This is a genomic window from Roseovarius sp. EL26, assembly GCF_900327775.1.
GTDB lineage: Bacteria > Pseudomonadota > Alphaproteobacteria > Rhodobacterales > Rhodobacteraceae > Roseovarius.
On the sequence record NZ_OUMZ01000006.1, the window covers coordinates 89,321 to 105,123 of the forward strand.

16 protein-coding genes are annotated in these 15,803 nt (G+C 51.8%); 7 read left to right on the forward strand and 9 right to left on the reverse strand.

Annotated features, from left to right (window positions below):
• Positions 1-15 precede the first annotated feature (15 nt).
• The 6 genes from D9A02_RS05435 to rpiA form a co-directional block, all read right to left on the reverse strand.
• Positions 16-1,401, reverse strand: a complete 1,386-nt coding sequence (locus D9A02_RS05435; RefSeq protein ID WP_120500401.1) for a Do family serine endopeptidase — start codon at positions 1,399-1,401, stop codon at positions 16-18.
• 206 nt (positions 1,402-1,607) lie between these two features.
• A complete protein-coding gene (locus D9A02_RS05440; protein WP_174232026.1) occupies positions 1,608-1,805 on the reverse strand; it encodes a DUF2065 domain-containing protein in 198 nt (65 codons plus the stop codon).
• Positions 1,805-2,695, reverse strand: a complete 891-nt coding sequence (gene hflC, locus D9A02_RS05445; RefSeq protein ID WP_120499980.1) for a protease modulator HflC — start codon at positions 2,693-2,695, stop codon at positions 1,805-1,807. Before hflC ends, D9A02_RS05440 begins: the two co-directional genes overlap by 1 nt.
• 1 nt (position 2,696) lies before the next feature.
• Positions 2,697-3,821, reverse strand: a complete 1,125-nt coding sequence (hflK, locus tag D9A02_RS05450) for an FtsH protease activity modulator HflK (protein ID WP_120499981.1) — start codon at positions 3,819-3,821, stop codon at positions 2,697-2,699.
• A gap of 69 nt (positions 3,822-3,890) precedes the next feature.
• Positions 3,891-5,246 carry a glutathione-disulfide reductase gene (gor, locus tag D9A02_RS05455; RefSeq protein ID WP_120499982.1) on the reverse strand — a complete coding sequence of 452 codons (1,356 nt, stop codon included), beginning with the start codon at positions 5,244-5,246 and terminating at the stop codon, positions 3,891-3,893.
• Positions 5,247-5,258: 12 nt separating this feature from the next.
• Positions 5,259-6,047, reverse strand: a complete 789-nt coding sequence (rpiA, locus tag D9A02_RS05460) for a ribose-5-phosphate isomerase RpiA (protein WP_120500403.1) — start codon at positions 6,045-6,047, stop codon at positions 5,259-5,261.
• Between the two features lie 310 nt (positions 6,048-6,357).
• Here rpiA and D9A02_RS05465 point away from each other — a divergent pair, with 310 nt between their 5' ends.
• Entirely contained in the window at positions 6,358-7,731 is a 1,374-nt protein-coding gene (locus D9A02_RS05465; protein WP_120499983.1) for an L-serine ammonia-lyase, read from the forward strand.
• Positions 7,731-8,642 (forward strand): DMT family transporter, encoded by a 912-nt coding sequence (locus D9A02_RS05470; RefSeq protein WP_120499984.1) that lies wholly within the window; start codon positions 7,731-7,733, stop codon positions 8,640-8,642. Before D9A02_RS05465 ends, D9A02_RS05470 begins: the two co-directional genes overlap by 1 nt.
• An 8-nt stretch (positions 8,643-8,650) precedes the next feature.
• Here the strand turns inward: D9A02_RS05470 and D9A02_RS05475 are convergent, their stop codons facing one another.
• Positions 8,651-9,319, reverse strand: a complete 669-nt coding sequence (locus tag D9A02_RS05475) for a thiamine diphosphokinase (protein WP_120499985.1) — start codon at positions 9,317-9,319, stop codon at positions 8,651-8,653.
• Positions 9,320-9,548: 229 nt separating this feature from the next.
• Here D9A02_RS05475 and D9A02_RS05480 point away from each other — a divergent pair, with 229 nt between their 5' ends.
• From D9A02_RS05480 to D9A02_RS05495, 4 genes are all read left to right on the forward strand, one after another.
• Positions 9,549-10,820, forward strand: coding sequence for a hypothetical protein (locus tag D9A02_RS05480; protein WP_120499986.1), 1,272 nt, complete (start codon positions 9,549-9,551; stop codon positions 10,818-10,820).
• A gap of 359 nt (positions 10,821-11,179) precedes the next feature.
• The gene (locus D9A02_RS05485) at positions 11,180-11,899 is read left to right on the forward strand and encodes an FkbM family methyltransferase (protein ID WP_254054559.1); all 720 of its coding nucleotides are present in this window, start codon (positions 11,180-11,182) and stop codon (positions 11,897-11,899) included.
• Positions 11,900-11,967: 68 nt separating this feature from the next.
• Positions 11,968-12,534 (forward strand): HD domain-containing protein, encoded by a 567-nt coding sequence (locus tag D9A02_RS05490; RefSeq protein ID WP_120499988.1) that lies wholly within the window; start codon positions 11,968-11,970, stop codon positions 12,532-12,534.
• Positions 12,531-13,016 carry a GNAT family N-acetyltransferase gene (locus D9A02_RS05495; RefSeq protein WP_120499989.1) on the forward strand — a complete coding sequence of 162 codons (486 nt, stop codon included), beginning with the start codon at positions 12,531-12,533 and terminating at the stop codon, positions 13,014-13,016. The genes D9A02_RS05490 and D9A02_RS05495 overlap by 4 nt, the downstream gene beginning before the upstream one ends.
• On the opposite strand, the gene D9A02_RS05500 is transcribed toward D9A02_RS05495, so the two are convergent.
• Together D9A02_RS05500 and D9A02_RS05505 are read right to left on the reverse strand one after the other, a co-directional pair.
• Positions 13,013-13,564: an ActR/PrrA/RegA family redox response regulator transcription factor gene (locus tag D9A02_RS05500; protein WP_120499990.1), complete on the reverse strand. Its 552-nt coding sequence runs from the start codon at positions 13,562-13,564 to the stop codon at positions 13,013-13,015. The two genes, D9A02_RS05495 and D9A02_RS05500, sit on opposite strands and share 4 nt — an antisense overlap.
• Before the next feature lie 55 nt (positions 13,565-13,619).
• A complete protein-coding gene (locus D9A02_RS05505; RefSeq protein WP_120499991.1) occupies positions 13,620-14,249 on the reverse strand; it encodes an SCO family protein in 630 nt (209 codons plus the stop codon).
• An 88-nt stretch (positions 14,250-14,337) separates the two neighbouring features.
• Between D9A02_RS05505 and regB the strand changes: the two genes are divergently transcribed.
• The gene (gene regB, locus D9A02_RS05510; RefSeq protein ID WP_120499992.1) at positions 14,338-15,723 is read left to right on the forward strand and encodes a sensor histidine kinase RegB; all 1,386 of its coding nucleotides are present in this window, start codon (positions 14,338-14,340) and stop codon (positions 15,721-15,723) included.
• Positions 15,724-15,803 lie beyond the last annotated feature (80 nt).

Genomic DNA, 15,803 nt, shown 5'->3' on the forward strand with positions numbered 1-15,803 from the left:
CTGGAGGAGACCTAGTTATTCGCTGCCATCCAGCGAAAGCGCAACAAAACGCGGGTCACCGGCACGACGCACCAGCAGCAATATCGATTTACGGCCCGCCTCTTTGGCGTCTTCAATGCGTGTTTCAAGATCCTCAATGCTGGTCACGTTTTGCTGACCAGCTTCGGTGATAACATCGCCAGCACGCATGCCCTTGTCATACGCCTCAGATAGGTTGTTCAGATCGCGTACCACCAGACCAGTGGCATCGGCGTCCAGATCAAGCTGTTTGCGCAACTCGCTGTTCAATTCACTCAACTCCATACCAAGTACGGTTTTTTCAGTTGGGGCGACATCTTCTTCCTCAACACCCTCTTCAGGCACAGCACCTTCGGCCGCTTCGCGACGACCCAGCGTGATCTTGAGCGTTTGGGTTTTCCCATCCCGGAAAACCACCATACGAACAGTTTTACCAACTTCGCTGTTGCCGACTTCACGAACCAACCCGCGTGTATCCGAGACGTCCTTGCCATCAAATGACATGATCACATCACCCGCCAGCACACCGCCCTCGGACGCAGGGCCCTCTGGGACATCCGTCACCATCGCGCCAGCTGCTTTTTCAAGGCCAAGCGCCTCGGCCATATCTTCGGTCACATCCTGAATGCGGACACCCAACCAACCCCGGCGGGTTTCACCAAATTCCTGCAACTGATCGACCACCCGGGTCACAACGTTAGAGGCCATTGAAAATCCGATACCGATTGATCCGCCGTTAGGCGACAAGATCGCGGTGTTCACGCCAATCACTTCACCGTCAAGATTGAACAGTGGTCCACCAGAATTACCTTGGTTAATGGCCGCGTCAGTTTGGATGTAATCATCATAAGTGCCACTCAATGCGCGATTACGGGCCGATACAATCCCGGCACTGACGGAAAAACCCTGACCCAGCGGGTTGCCCATAGCCACAACCCAGTCCCCTACACGGGCAACATCACTATCGCCGAATGAAACAAAGGCCAAAGGCTCATCTGCTTCGACCTTCAGAAGGGCGATGTCGGTCTTGGGGTCCGTGCCAACAACCGTAGCTGTCAACTCTTTGCCGGAATAGAATTCAATGATGATCTCATCGGCGGATTGAATCACATGGTTGTTTGTCACCACATAGCCGTCTTCAGAGATTACAAAACCTGATCCCAGCGCCTGTGTCCGCTGTGGCCGGTCGCCTTGGCCGCTGCGATCACGAAATTCACGAAAGAAATCCTCAAACGGGGATCCCTCTGGCACGATCGGTGATGGCCCACCATTCGCGACAACCGTCGACGTTGTGATGTTTACCACCGCCGGGCTGAATTGTTCGGCTAGATCGGCAAAACTATCCGGGCGGGCCGAGGCTGCGATGACCTGCAGAAGCAACATGGCAAATGCTAGTGCCAATAACCAAAATGACTGCAACACACGATGAACATTAAATTCTGCTGATACTGTTCGGGCTTTCACACCGGGGCCTCCTGTTGTGCGGCCTACGTAACCGCTTTATCTTTATGCAATGTAGGTACAATCACGCAGATCGCAAACGACGCTACATCATGTCACGTGCATGTGAACGTTTTCACAGCCATAAATCAAGCACCAAGCGCCTTGGCGATCCAGATCGCGAAAACACCCAGTGCCATAGCGACCAATCCCATCACACGCCGGCTGCCTTCGGGCATTTCTTTAAATGCCGTAAGGAACTGCTCAACAAGAGAAGGGGCCAGCGCGTAGACCAGCCCCTCAACCACCAAGACCAGCCCTACGGCCAGAAATAGCATCCCGATCATTATTGTGCCGGAGCAGAAGCAGGTGCACCGGAGTCAGAACGCAAATAATTGAAGAACTCGTGGTCCGGCGACATCACCATCGACGAGTTACTACCTTGCAACGCTTGTCGATAGGCATTGAGCGAGCGGTAGAATTCAAAGAACTCTTCGTCCTTACCAAAGGCCTCTGCAAAGATTGCGTTACGTTCGGCGTCTGCCTCACCACGGACGATCTCGGCTTCGCGGCGTGCTTCAGATGTGACTTCAACTACGGTTCTATCGGCTTGCGCCTGAATACGCTGCGCCGCTTCGTTACCACGAGCCCGCTCATCCGTTGCTTCACGAATACGTTCGGCGCGCATCCGATCGAATGTGGCTTCAAGGTTTTGTGGCGGAAGGTCAGTGCGTTTCAGGCGCACGTCGACGATCTCAACACCCAGCGAAGCAGCATCATCATAAGCTCCATTGCGAATTTGCAACATCAAAGCTGCACGGTCTGTGCTAAGGATGTCATTCGACGAAACCGAGCCCAGAATTTCCCGTGTTTGCGCACGCAGAATCGAATCCAACCGGCTTTCTGCTGTCGCGATCCCACCAGTACCAACCGCCAAACGGAATTTTTCCACATCTGCAATACGATAGCGTGCAAAAGCATCAACCATGAGACGACGATCATCCAACGGGGTGATTTCCAGAGGATCAATGTCCCGGCTGAGAATACGGTCATCATAGGTTACAACTTGCTGAATGCCCGGAATCTTGAACCCAAGACCAGGATCTTCTTTCACAGCGACGATACGACCAAATTGTAAAATAAGTGCTTTCTCACGTTCATCTACGATGAAAATGGACGACAAAACACCAGCAACACCAAGCGCCAGAATTGGCAGGATGAATTTTGACTTACTCATATTATTGTCCTCCGTCGTTCGAGCGACGCAATTCGTTCAGTGGAAGATAAGGAACAACACCCTGACCGCTCCCTGATGTGTCATCAAGAATGATCTTATTAACCCCGCCCAGAACATCTTCCATCGTTTCCAGATAGAGGCGTTTACGGGTCACTGCAGGCGCTTTTTCATATTCTGTAAGAACAGCCGAGAAACGGCTAGCCTCACCCTGCGCCTCGTTCACAACACGGGCACGATAGCCTTCGGCGCGTTCCAGTTCTTGCGCGGCATCACCACGGGCACGAGCCAAAACCTTGTTCGCATAAGCATCCGCTTCGTTTTGAACCCGGCTACGTTCCTGTTCAGCGGCCTGAACGTCCAAAAACGCATCAATCACTGACCGCGGTGGGTCGGCTTTGTCAAAGTTTACACGCACGATGTTCACACCACTGTTGTAGCTATCCAATGTGCTTTGAATCAGCTCTTCCAGACGCGAGGCAATTACACCCCGATCCCGGTTCAAGATCGGCGCAAGATTGGATTGCGCAATAATCTCACGCATCGCGGATTCACTCACCGCAACAATCGTGGCTTTAGGGTCTTCGAGATTGAACAGATATTTGGCTGGATCACTAATGTTCCAAACGACCTGGAAATCAATGTCGACGATGTTTTCGTCGCCGGTCAGCATTAGGCCCGCTTCAGACCCGCGATTGCCAACACCGATATCTTCGTTTTGCTCCCGCGTAACCGGCAATTTTTCATAGGTCACAAAAGGCCAAGGCGCGACATTCAGACCAGAGTCCGCGGTTTTGTAGTATTTGCCAAGGAACAGCTCAACAGATTGTTCTTCAGGTTTGACAGTATAGACACTTGCCATCAGCCAGAGCCCGACAGCAATCAGGCCGCCAAGCACAAAAGTCCCCTTGCCAAATCCAGGGCCACCCTGACCAGAGCCGCCAGACTGACCATCGCCGCCCTTGCCGCCCATCAAGACACGCAAGTGGTCTTGGCCCTTTTTCATCAGCTCATCAATTTCAGGAATCTGAGGGCCGCCCTCGGGCGGGCGTTGACCGCCGCGATTCTTGTCATCGCCACCGCCTGAGTTTCCGCCGCCGCCCCATGGGCCGCCAGAATTTCCAGCCATCTATTCTCTTCCTCTGTTGCCTCGCCTTTGCAGGCGCTTCATTCTAACCTGTGCAGGCTGGTTGAAAAATCAACCTGTCCTGACGGGTGTTTTCATGGTTACGATTTCTTCCGACATAGTCGGATGAACTGCAACCGTTCGGTCAAAATCTTCTTTTGTGGCGCCCATCTTCACCGCCACACCAGCCAATTGGATCATTTCACCGGCGCCGGGGGCCACGATGTGGCATCCTAGAACCTTGCGTGTGGCTTGGCTAACGATCAGCTTCATCATCACCCGCGCCGCACGCCCAGCAAAGCTTTGCTGCATCGGCTTGAACGATGTTGCATAAACCTCAATCGGTTCTTGCTCGCGCGCGGCTTCTTCACTCAACCCAACGGTGCCAATCTCAGGCTGGGTGAAAATTGCTGTAGGGATCAAGTCATGATCAACCTTGGTTGGATTGCCGTTAAACACGGTTTCAACAAAAGCCATGCCTTCACGAATAGCCACAGGTGTCAGATTGACCCGATCGGTCACGTCGCCCACAGCGTAAACCGATGGCACCGAGGTCTGAGAATACTCATCAACGACAATCTCGCCTTTGCGACCCAGTTTCACACCGATGTCTTCAAAACCCATATCGCCTGTATTTGGGCTACGACCGGTAGCAAACATAACTTGTTCAAAGACCTGTTCGGATCCGTTGGTCGCTTTGACATTGTAGCCACCTTCAACCGGTTCCATCGAGAGGATGTTTGTGCCCAGATGCAGGTCGATACCTGCGGCGATCATTTCCTCTGACACCAACCCGCGCGCCTCTTCATCAAAGCCACGCAAAATCTGTGCGCCGCGATAATACTGCGTCACATCCACACCAAGACCATTCAGGATGCCCGCGAATTCACAAGCAATATAGCCACCGCCGATAATCAGAATGGATTTTGGCAGCGCATCAAAATGGAACATGTCATTGCTGGTCAACCCATGCTCAGCACCCGGCAGATCGGGTTTCACCGGACGACCGCCTGAGGCCACCAAGATATGCTTGGCTGTTTTACGAGTACCATCAGCCAGCTCAACTGTATGAGCGTCAGCCAGTCTGGCACGACTATCAAATGTCTCGACCCCGTTGGAGTTCAGAATGTTGCGATACACGCCCTCAAGCCGGTCCAACTCTGCGTTGAGTTTACCTTTGAAGGCATCCCAATTGAAGCCACCAGCATGCACGGTCCAGCCATACGCCTGCGCATCGGCTATGTGGCCAGGATACTCGCTGGCGAACACCATCAGTTTTTTCGGCACACAACCGCGGATCACACAAGTACCGCCATAGCGATCCTCTTCGGCCAGTGCGACCTTGGCACCACCCTGTGCCGCAACTCGCGCGGCTCTTACGCCGCCAGAACCGCCGCCAATCACAAAGAGATCATAGTCAAATGCCATTGTTATTCGCCTTTAGTCTTGTAGGTCAGTGAACAGATTATCGGATTCTTGAAATTCAAGACGGTCCTTCGCCACTGTACCCTCGTTAATGTCACGTGTTTCCACCCGGCCATCGCCATAGCCAAGGATCACGACATCGCAGATATCAATGAACAGCCCGTTTTCAACCACACCAGGGATTTGGTTCAGAACCATCGCCATCTGATACGGGTTGCCAATGCGACCCAGATGCAGGTCAAGAATGTAATTGCCTTCATCAGTTTTAAATGGGCTATCACCTGTCATCCGCAGTGAAATTTCTTGTCCCAGCACGTCCATACTGACCAAAAGTTCTTCTGTCAGTGACTTGGTCGTCTTCCAGCCAAAGGGAATTACCTCAATCGGCAGTGGGAAAGAACCAAGGGTTTCAACCTCTTTGCCAACATCAGCAATCACAATCATTTGATCGCTAGCCGTGGCCACGATCTTTTCTTGCAGCAGCGCACCACCGCCGCCTTTGATCAGGTTCAGATCTTTGTCAAACTCATCTGCACCATCAATCGTGATGTCCAGCCATTTGGCCTCATCCAGCGTCACAACCTCAATGCCAACCTCGCGGGCCAGTTTGGCGGTACGGGTCGAAGTCGGTACACCCTTTATCTTGAGCCCGTCTTTTTGAACCAGTTCGCCCAGGCACCGCACCATCCAAGCGGCCGTGCTGCCGGTTCCCAGGCCAACACGCATTCCGTCTTCGATAAAATCCACCGCACGTTTTGCAGCAACAAATTTTGCCTTGTCGATGGGTGACAGCTCTCCGGCCATGGCAGCAACTCCAATAGTTTTGAAGGTTATAGCAAGTTCTCCGCCACGCGCGAGGGGGGACAGCAACGTTTTTGAGCCCATGGCCGCAAAATCCCCTGAAAATATACACGCACAGCCGCAAATACATCGCTTCGACCCATTTTTTGCCAAAGAACGAATGGGGCTATTACTGGGTTATTCTTCCCTGTTATGATTGAAATTCAATCACGGCGTTCTGTACCTTATAAAACATGTCGCTTTTGCGATATTATGTTCGCCTATATTCGGGCATGTGCGCAGAAAGCCAATACTAACTTTGGAGAATTCAGGAATGTTCCTGTCGGTGTTTGACATGTTCAAAGTGGGCGTTGGTCCATCCTCATCCCATACCATGGGACCCATGGTGGCAGCGGCCAACTTTCTGGAAAAAATGCGCGCCGCACCTTTTGACTTCAAAGGATTGCGTGGGTCTTTGCACGGCTCACTTGCGTTCACGGGTATTGGCCACGCCACTGACCGCGCGACCATCCTAGGGCTGGCCGGATTCATGCCCGACACCTATGACAACGACAAAGCCGAAGCAGCGTTGGAACATATTCGCGACACACACACCGTGACCCCCGAAGGGTTGCCGACGCTGACCTTTAATCCAAAAGAAGATCTGGCCTTTGATTTTGGTCCAAACTTGCCCGGCCATGCCAATGGCATGATTTTGATGGCAACAGATGCGCAGGGTGATGTCATCTTGCAAGAAACATATTACTCCATCGGCGGCGGTTTTGTTGTGACCGAGGCCGAACTGGCTGAGGGACAATCCACGCAGGATGAAACACCTGTGCCTTATCCGTTCACCTCTGCTGCGCAAATGCTGGAAATGACGGAGACATCCGGTAAATCCATTGCACAAATGAAGCGTGAAAACGAAATTGCGCAGAACGGCGAGGATCATTTGAAAAATGGTATCGCACGTGTTTGGCAAGTGATGAATGACTGTATTGAACGCGGCCTTGTCACCGATGGCATCTTACCGGGCGGCTTAAACGTCAAACGCCGTGCCAAGAACATTTATGATGCCCTTTTGGAAGAACGCGGATCAAATCAAAACGCCCCACATAAAATCAATGACTGGATGAGCGTCTACGCCATGGCAGTTAATGAGGAAAACGCCGCTGGCGGGCAGGTTGTCACGGCCCCCACCAATGGTGCCGCTGGCGTTGTGCCAGCGGTGATCAAATACTGGCTGGAACATGTGCCCGGTGCGTCTGAGAACCGGATTGAAGAATTTCTTCTCACTGCTTCTGCAATCGGTGGCCTGGTTAAATTCAACGCCTCTATCAGCGGAGCTGAGGCCGGATGCCAGGCCGAAGTAGGCAGCGCATCCGCTATGGGAGCCGCTGGATTGGCCGCCGTTTTGGGCGGCACACCGATGCAAATCGAAAACGCGGCCGAGATCGCGCTTGAACACCACATGGGCATGACCTGTGATCCGGTCAAAGGTCTGGTCCAAGTCCCCTGTATTGAACGCAACGGACTGGGCGCAATCAAAGCTGTGTCTGCGGCATCACTTGCGATGCGTGGTGATGGTACTCATCTGGTACCGCTAGATGCCTGCATCGAAACCATGCGTCAAACCGGTCTCGATATGGGTGAAAAATACAAGGAAACATCGCTGGGCGGGCTTGCGGTCAACATTCCGAACTGTTGATGGATCAGGCAAACCGCACCAGTCTGGGTATACTGATGATGGTGGGGTTTGCCATTCTTGCCCCAGTGATGGATGCCTGCGCCAAATTGATTGGTGATGGCCTTGCTGTTGGGCAAATCGTAACCACACGGTTTATTTTCCAAACTGCGATTTTGCTACCTATCGCGACTTACTATGGTTGGCTGCACAGACCCACCAAACATGAGACCTCATTACATCTGGCGCGAGCGGTCTTGATCATTATTGCAACGTCATTTTTCTTTACCGCACTGCGGTACATGCCCATCGCCGATGCTATCTCGATCTTTTTTGTTGAGCCATTCATTCTGACCCTGCTGGGGGCTTGGTTGCTGGGGGAACAGATCGGGCCACGTCGCTACATCGCATGTATCATTGGGTTTGCAGGCGCACTTTTGATCATTCAGCCCCGTTTTATAGATATCGGGTTTGCAGCATTCTTGCCGTTGGTCACGGCGATGTGCTTTGCTTTTTATCTGATCCTGACACGGCAAATGGCAACCCGCATGCACCCGATCACCCTGCAGGCCTATACCGGCATAGCCGCACTAATTATTGCGTTGCCGTTGCTTTGGGGGTTTGACGGGTCAGGATTTTCACCACTTGATCCGTCTTGGCCAGATCAACACGAGCTTTGGCTATTAGTAATCTTGGGTTTGATTGCGACGATGTCGCATGTCTTTATCAGCTTTGCATTATCTCTGGCACCTGCATCCTTGATTGCGCCAATCCAATATCTAGAAATCGTCAGTGCCACCATCTTGGGCTACTACATCTTTAATGACCTACCCGACCGTATGACATTTTTGGGCATCTTTTTGATCGTCGGATCAGGATTGTTTGTCTTTCTGCGCGAACGCCATATGGAACGCCGTCCGACCCCAGCCCCATAATACCGAGGTCAATCCCATTGTGCAGTCACCTCTTGCAAGGCTTGCGCAACTGTTTTCAAGGTATGATGCGGAAGAATGACAAGCATCTTGGGCGCCGTAACATCCAGTTGCACCGCGCCCGTTGTTCGGTTTGATGTACCAATACGCCCATCAGGTGCGAAGTTCAGTCCGTTGATTGGCCATTGCAGCCCATCTGACATCCCCTCAACCGCACCCATAGGGAACAATGAGATCCGGCAATCTGCTGGTAGATCCAGAGATATCGATGGTGGGCAAAGAAAAACTACCTCGCTCAAACCCACCAAAACACAGCGATGTTGCGGAAACCGAACCAACGCATTGTAGGCCGCAAGTTGGTGGTCCTGACGGTCTCCAGAAAAGCCCACAGCCAAAAGTAGAGGCGCAGCGATATTGCACAGGCATTTTTCAAAGTCGGTGCTGTCTTGTTCTGCCATCGGGAAGAGCCGCGAATCTGGTAGGTTGGCCTTGGTAATTTCTGAAATCGAATCAAAGTCACCAATCACGGCAAGTGGGTTCAGTCCTTTATTCACGACAAAATTAGCGCCGCCATCTGCTGCGATCAATTTGGGCGCAATTGAAAGAACCCGACTCAGATCATCCTCTGATATATTTGCACCACCAATGAGGGTTATTGGATCTAAACTATCAACAATCACGATACTTTTCCAAGAATTAACCAGTTGCCTGAAACAAAACACATTCTGACCATCAAATAATACGCTAAAATTCTAACAATCGAGCATCTTTAGTCCTGCTGAGGATGGTATACGAATTATTGTACGCAAAAAAAGCGAAGTAAATATGGTTAGTTCAAGTAAAATTCTTACGGTTTCCTATGGAACTTTTTCATGCACGTTGGAGGGGTTTGACGACTCTTTTGAAACCATGAAAGCAATCGCGGAATACTTCCGGGATTTGTCCGCTGATGACCGATATTTTGGCGCTGAGCCGTCCATTCCGGATACCGAAGTTCTGGCACGTATCGCGGAAACCAAAAGTGCCCAGCGAGTAGAGGCGCGTCAAGACAATGGCAATGTTGTACTGCGCACTGAAACGCCTTCCGAAGCGTTGACAGATAATGACATTGAAACCAAAGACGCCGATTCAGGTGAAACCAATGCTGTAACACCTGACATTGACAAAACATCCGAGACTGAAACCGCGCCTGATAGTGCGGCGTCAAAGCTAAACCGCATTCGCTCTGCCGCGCCAGAATCCGACATCGCATACGAAGAAGACTATAGCGATGATGAACCCATCGACATCATTGATGAACCAGATCAAGCATCGCGCTTTTCTGCAGCATTGTCTGAAGCTGATGGCATGGAAGAACCGCTGACGAATCCAGACACGTTGTCCCAACTGGTGGATGACGCTCGCCCTGATTACATAGACCAAGAGGCCATCCCCAGTAGCAACCAACCTGACGCGCCCAAAAACACATCACACGATAAGATTGATAAAGTCCCCTCTGTTGACCCTTATGAGGCATCTGATGATGTTTCGCGTATTTTTGAACAAGCCGAAGATCAGCGCCATGCGCCTGAATCCAGCACTCGCCGCAGCGCCATTCAGCACCTGCGCGCAGCAGTTGCTGCGGCACGCGCGGAAAAGTCTGCGGGGTCAGAGCTGACAAAAGACGTCGATGAACAACCTTATCGCAGTGACATTGAAAGCGTCATGCGCCCACGACGGCCGCGCATCCTAGGAACTCATTCCCCAGAGCGGCCCGACACTGAGCAATCTTCCGCGCCATTGAAACTTGTTGCAGAGCAACGCGTTGACACAGCGCAAGATCCCATTCTGCCACGTCGACTGTCGGCCGAGATGGCCGCGTCGACAACGCCCACCAATGCCATTGGATCTGCACATGGTACGTTCATGGAATATGCTCAGGAAATGGGCGCTGATGACCTTGCAGATTTGCTTGAGGCAGCAGCGGCATACATGTCTGATATTGAAGGTTTACCTCAGTTTTCCAGACCCATGCTGATGGGGAAACTGAAAGAGCTTAAGAAATCAAACTACTCCCGCGAGGACACACTGCGTTCTTTTGGGCAGCTTCTGCGCCGGGGCAAGATCAAAAAGCTCAAAGGTGGACGTTTCTCTATCACAGATGAAACAGATTACCGCGCGGATGATCGCAGCGTTGGCTGATACTGTAACATTTGCTAGACCAAACTTGTTAAGAACTTACGATTTTTGAACATTTGTCGGTTCGCGTGGCCATTTCCCGCTGACCGACAAACATCTTCGTGATCGGGTTTGCAGTTGTCTTATGTCGCCGTTAGCTAACGCCAATGAAAAACAGCGCCCAGCATAAAAACGCCCCAAGGCGCCAGCTTGTCTATTCAGGGCTGAGCGCACGTATTCAATACTGTATATTGATGACGCTGTATCGCTTCGCCTTTACACGAGGGGCGTATGGGCGATTTGCCCGGAGCCTCAGCCGACTGTTTCCCTCAAATAATGCTGTATGGTTGCATCTTGATGATGGTCCCGGATTTCGTATTACCATGGATGACGCGTATTGGACACGCTTTGCTCTTTTTCATTTTCCCTATGAGCCAGAAATTGACACGATTTTACGCACCTCCGTTGGTCGAACCAGCCTTTTTTGCGATCTTGGCGCAAACAAAGGGTTTTGGACAAGCCGCGCAGCACCTTTGTTTCAAAAGGTCATTTCCGTCGAAGCCTCAGCCCAAACATTTAGCATCTTGAAGCAAAATGCCAAAGATCTACAAAATGTCCGACTGCACCACGCCGCCATCCACAATCAAACCGGCGAAGAGCTGACTTTCGTGAACACATATCTCAGCCACGCCTCTGCCAGACTTTTGCAAGACGGCACTGCCGGGCAGGCGGACCAGACTGAAACGGTCACGACGCTTAAGGTCGATGATCTTGTACCTGTAGGCATGCCTGCCCTGATCAAGATGGATGTCGAAGGCGCTGAGGTAAGCGCAATTGAAGGGGCAGCGCGCACGCTCAACGATGGCTCCGTCCTGATTTACGAAGATCACGGCGCTGACCATGATTGCGCCCCCAGCGCGCATTTTCTGTCGCGTCCGGAAATGCGTCTCTATTCGATCGAAGATGGGCTGAAACCTGTGAAGTCGCTGGATCAAATCCGCCAGATTAAAACTGACACCTACAAAGGGTATAACTTTCTGGCCGCGCAAAAAAACTCTCCTTTGCTGGGCGCTATTGTCGAACATTTTGCAAATCACACTTGAACCGGCTAACTCTGACGTTCAACTTTGCATAAGGATCACACGTGCCCCAACCTCGCGCATGGCAAAAAATGTTGTCCGGTCGCAGGCTTGACCTGCTGGACCCAACCCCAGTGGATGTTGAGATCGAAGATATCGCGCATGGCCTGTCTTTTGTCGCGCGTTGGAATGGCCAGACCTCTGGTGACTTTGCCTATTCCGTTGCTGAACACTCACTTTTAGTCGAAATCTTGTATCATCGGCTTAATCCTAAAACACCGGCCAAATGGCGTTTGGCCGCATTGCTGCATGATGCCCCTGAATATGTCATCGGCGACATGATTTCACCGGTAAAGGCTGCCGTTGGGCCCAGTTATGACCAACTTGATGCACGATTGAATGCAGTCATTCATATCCGCTTTGGTCTGCCTGCAACACTTCCGGTAGCAGTCAAAAAGCAGATCAAAAAGGCCGATAAGATCAGCGCTTGGATGGAAGCCACAAAAATCGCCGGTTTTAGCGAGACTGAAGCCAACAAATTCTTTGGCAAGCCAGATCGATCTGTAATGGATGGACTTGATATTCATCTACGCCCGCCAACACAGGTGCGTGCCGATTATACCGCGCGACACAATGTTTTATTGGCAGAAATGGAATGATCTATATTCGCCATGCCGGGGCACTGGATGCCAACGCAATGGCCAGACTGCTGAATGAGATCATCCACAAAGGCGGCACAACTGCGTTTACTAACCCCGTCACTTGCGACACCATCACCCAATGGCTAACCCATCGCCATGACGCATCTGCATGGCAGGTGGTAGAAGATGACAACGGCACCCTATTGGGATTTCAATCCATCGAGCCCCGTCAGATCCTGCCAGCAGATGCCTGCGACATTGGCACATTTGTCAGTCCCGATAGCGTCGGATTGGGTGTTGGCACAAAATTATTCGAAGCCTCACACAAAGCCGCAACCGCACTTGGGTATCGCTGGATCAATGCGACCATCCGCACTGACAATGCCGGGGGGCTGGCCTATTACCAAAGTCGCGGCTTTGAAAATTACGCCCTCCACCCCAATATTCGGCTTGAAAACGGGTTGACGGTGGACAAGATCAGCAAGCGCTTTGATCTTTAACGTGGCGAGCGTTTCGCCAAAATACGCTGCAACGTCCGGCGGTGCATGTTCAGACGCCGCGCAGTTTCAGACACATTGCGATCGCAAAGTTCATACACCCTTTGGATATGCTCCCAGCGCACACGGTCCGCGCTCATCGGGTTTTCCGGGGGTGGGGGAAGCTCATCACTGCTGGCCAACAGCGCATTGGTGATGTCCGTCGCATCCGCAGGCTTTGACAGGTAATCAGTAGCACCAATCTTCACTGCAGCCACCGCCGTAGCAATCGCCCCATATCCGGTCAGGACAACAATTCGACTGTCGGGGCGTTTTTCGCGAATGGTTTCAACAACATCCAAACCATTGCCATCCCCCAAACGCAGATCGCAAACCGCATAGGCCGGGGGACGCGCCGTGGCAATCGCCTTGCCAGCCGCAACTGATTCAGCCGTTTCAACATCAAATCCGCGTTTCTCCATGGCTTTCGCCAATCGTTTGAGAAACGGCTCATCATCATCCAACAGAAGAAGCGAGCGATCTTCGCCAAGGTCCCGCAGGTTTTCGGCCATCATGCCTCTCCATATTCAAGCGCTAAAGGATTTCTAGCCCGCCGCCTCTTGCGCGTCAAACCGCATCCAGAAAACAGGCCACCCGATCTGCCACTTGTTCGGGCGTCAGGACTCGTTGGAAAAACTCAACAAAGCCATATTCTGGCAATGTCAGATAGGACATTGTCGTATGGTCCATCAGATAGAAGTCTTCATCACCATCCTCAGACGGCTGCTTTTGATAAAAGACGCGGTAGGCCTTAGCCGCAGCGCGAACCTGCTCTTCACTGCCTGTCAGCCCCTGCATATTAGGGTGCATATATTCGGTGTATTCTTTCATCACCTCAGGCGTATCGCGTGCGGGATCAACAGTGATCATCACCGGTTTGATGTTTTCGCCACGTTGCTTAAGGATATCCGCCGCTGCTGCATTGCGCGCTGAATCCACGGGGCAGACATCGGGGCAAAAGGTGTAGCCGAAGTAGATCAATGCTGGCTTATCGATCACCTCTTTGTCAGTCACCGTCGCTCCAGTTCCATCAACCAATGTAAAGGAACCGCCGATTTGCCCGGCACCACCTGCAATTTGGCTACCGCGACATTGCGCAAACTGGTCGTTCGATCCGGATTGGCTGCTGACATAATATGTCACCCCCAACAAGCCTACCGCTGCCACACCTGCGATTACCGCAACCATTCGTGCCATTTCACTATCCTTTTGCTATCGGGCTTGCGCATCCACCTGCCGCACATCTAGCATTGGATCAGAAACTTGCAACGGGACGGAAGCGCACATGCCACAAAACGCAGATACTGCGCTGAAACACCGCTACTGGATTCGCCTGCGGACGCTTGTTTTGCTGCGTTGGTGGGCGATTATTGGTCAGACTTCGGCCCTGATCATTGCTCAGCGCCTGTACAATCTCGATGTGGAAACCGGCCTCTGTTATGCCGTCATCGGCGTTTCTATCATCAGCAATTTAGTTGCGGCGTTTATTTACCCCGAAAACAAGCGGTTGTCAGAATCTGAAACCTTCTTTGTTGTTCTGTTCGACCTATTGCAACTGGGGTTGATGCTTTATCTGACTGGTGGACTTAACAATCCGTTTTCCATCCTGATTGTTGGTCCTGTCACTGTCTCGGCCTCGGCCTTATCCGTCCGGTCCACAGCAGCATTGGGGCTGGTGGCAATCGGCATTGTATCTGTGTTGTTGTTCTATTATTTACCACTGCGCACTGATCAAGGGTTTGTCCTGCGTATGCCTGACATATTCCGGTTCGGAAACTGGGCTGCGATCATCATTGGAATTGTCTTTTTAGGTGTCTATTCCCGCTGGATTGTATCCGAAATGACCGCCATGCACGATGCCCTGCAAGCCACTCAAATGGCGCTCGCCCGCGAACAAAAGCTTACCGATCTTGGTGGAGTCATCGCCGCAGCGGCCCATGAAATGGGAACGCCACTGGCCACCATCAAGCTAACCAGCGCAGAACTAGCTGATGAGCTTTCAGACAATGAAGACCTGCAAAGCGATGCCTTGCTAATCCGAGAACAGGCAGATCGTTGCCGTGATATTCTGCGCTCCATGGGGCGGGCCGGAAAAGATGACCTACAAATGCGCTACGCACCCATTTCCACCGTCATTGAAGAGGCGGCAGAGCCGCATACTGACCGCGGCAAGTCGCTTAATTTTGATTACGCATCAGCAAGTAAAGTCAATTCGTATCATCCGGTCATACAGCGGCGCTCTGAAATCATTCATGGGCTGCGCAACCTGATACAAAACGCCGTCGATTTTGCGCAAAGCACGGTATGGATCGAAGCCCACTGGAACGCTGATAGAATATCCATTCGCATTATGGATGATGGCAAAGGTTATCCAATTGATATGATAGGTCGAATAGGTGATCCTTTCATGCGTCGCAGGGCGTCTGCACCTGACACCCACAGACCCGGTTATGATGGCATGGGGCTGGGGTTGTTCATTGCCAAAACTCTACTGGAGCGCTCTGGTGCAGATCTAAGTTTTGCCAATGGTACAGAAGCAGATAGCAAGCGTTTTGGCGGCGGGCATAGGTTAGGCGCAATTGTCGAAGTCAGCTGGCCACGTGCAAAGTTAGAAGTGGCTGAGGGCGCAGATCGCAAGCCATTAGGGGAAAACCAACCGCATCTGGCCTGATACAAAGCAATGTCGCCGTCTTAACCTTACATTAACTATGTTTGCCCAATCCTGAAGATCTCAAACACAGCTCTGGGGGC

What these genes read in the sequence shown, in the direction of transcription:
- D9A02_RS05435 (WP_120500401.1), bottom strand. Translation starts at nt 1,401, where the DNA reads ATGTTGCTTCTGCAGGTCATCGCAGCCTCGGCCCGCCCGGATAGTTTT.
- D9A02_RS05440 (WP_174232026.1), bottom strand. Translation starts at nt 1,805, where the DNA reads ATGATCGGGATGCTATTTCTGGCCGTAGGGCTGGTCTTGGTGGTTGAG.
- hflC (WP_120499980.1), bottom strand. Translation starts at nt 2,695, where the DNA reads ATGAGTAAGTCAAAATTCATCCTGCCAATTCTGGCGCTTGGTGTTGCT.
- hflK (WP_120499981.1), bottom strand. Translation starts at nt 3,821, where the DNA reads ATGGCTGGAAATTCTGGCGGCCCATGGGGCGGCGGCGGAAACTCAGGC.
- gor (WP_120499982.1), bottom strand. Translation starts at nt 5,246, where the DNA reads ATGGCATTTGACTATGATCTCTTTGTGATTGGCGGCGGTTCTGGCGGC.
- rpiA (WP_120500403.1), bottom strand. Translation starts at nt 6,047, where the DNA reads ATGGCCGGAGAGCTGTCACCCATCGACAAGGCAAAATTTGTTGCTGCA.
- D9A02_RS05465 (WP_120499983.1), top strand. Translation starts at nt 6,358, where the DNA reads ATGTTCCTGTCGGTGTTTGACATGTTCAAAGTGGGCGTTGGTCCATCC.
- D9A02_RS05470 (WP_120499984.1), top strand. Translation starts at nt 7,731, where the DNA reads ATGGATCAGGCAAACCGCACCAGTCTGGGTATACTGATGATGGTGGGG.
- D9A02_RS05480 (WP_120499986.1), top strand. Translation starts at nt 9,549, where the DNA reads ATGAAAGCAATCGCGGAATACTTCCGGGATTTGTCCGCTGATGACCGA.
- D9A02_RS05485 (WP_254054559.1), top strand. Translation starts at nt 11,180, where the DNA reads ATGGATGACGCGTATTGGACACGCTTTGCTCTTTTTCATTTTCCCTAT.
- D9A02_RS05490 (WP_120499988.1), top strand. Translation starts at nt 11,968, where the DNA reads ATGTTGTCCGGTCGCAGGCTTGACCTGCTGGACCCAACCCCAGTGGAT.
- D9A02_RS05495 (WP_120499989.1), top strand. Translation starts at nt 12,531, where the DNA reads ATGATCTATATTCGCCATGCCGGGGCACTGGATGCCAACGCAATGGCC.
- D9A02_RS05500 (WP_120499990.1), bottom strand. Translation starts at nt 13,564, where the DNA reads ATGGCCGAAAACCTGCGGGACCTTGGCGAAGATCGCTCGCTTCTTCTG.
- D9A02_RS05505 (WP_120499991.1), bottom strand. Translation starts at nt 14,249, where the DNA reads ATGGCACGAATGGTTGCGGTAATCGCAGGTGTGGCAGCGGTAGGCTTG.
- regB (WP_120499992.1), top strand. Translation starts at nt 14,338, where the DNA reads ATGCCACAAAACGCAGATACTGCGCTGAAACACCGCTACTGGATTCGC.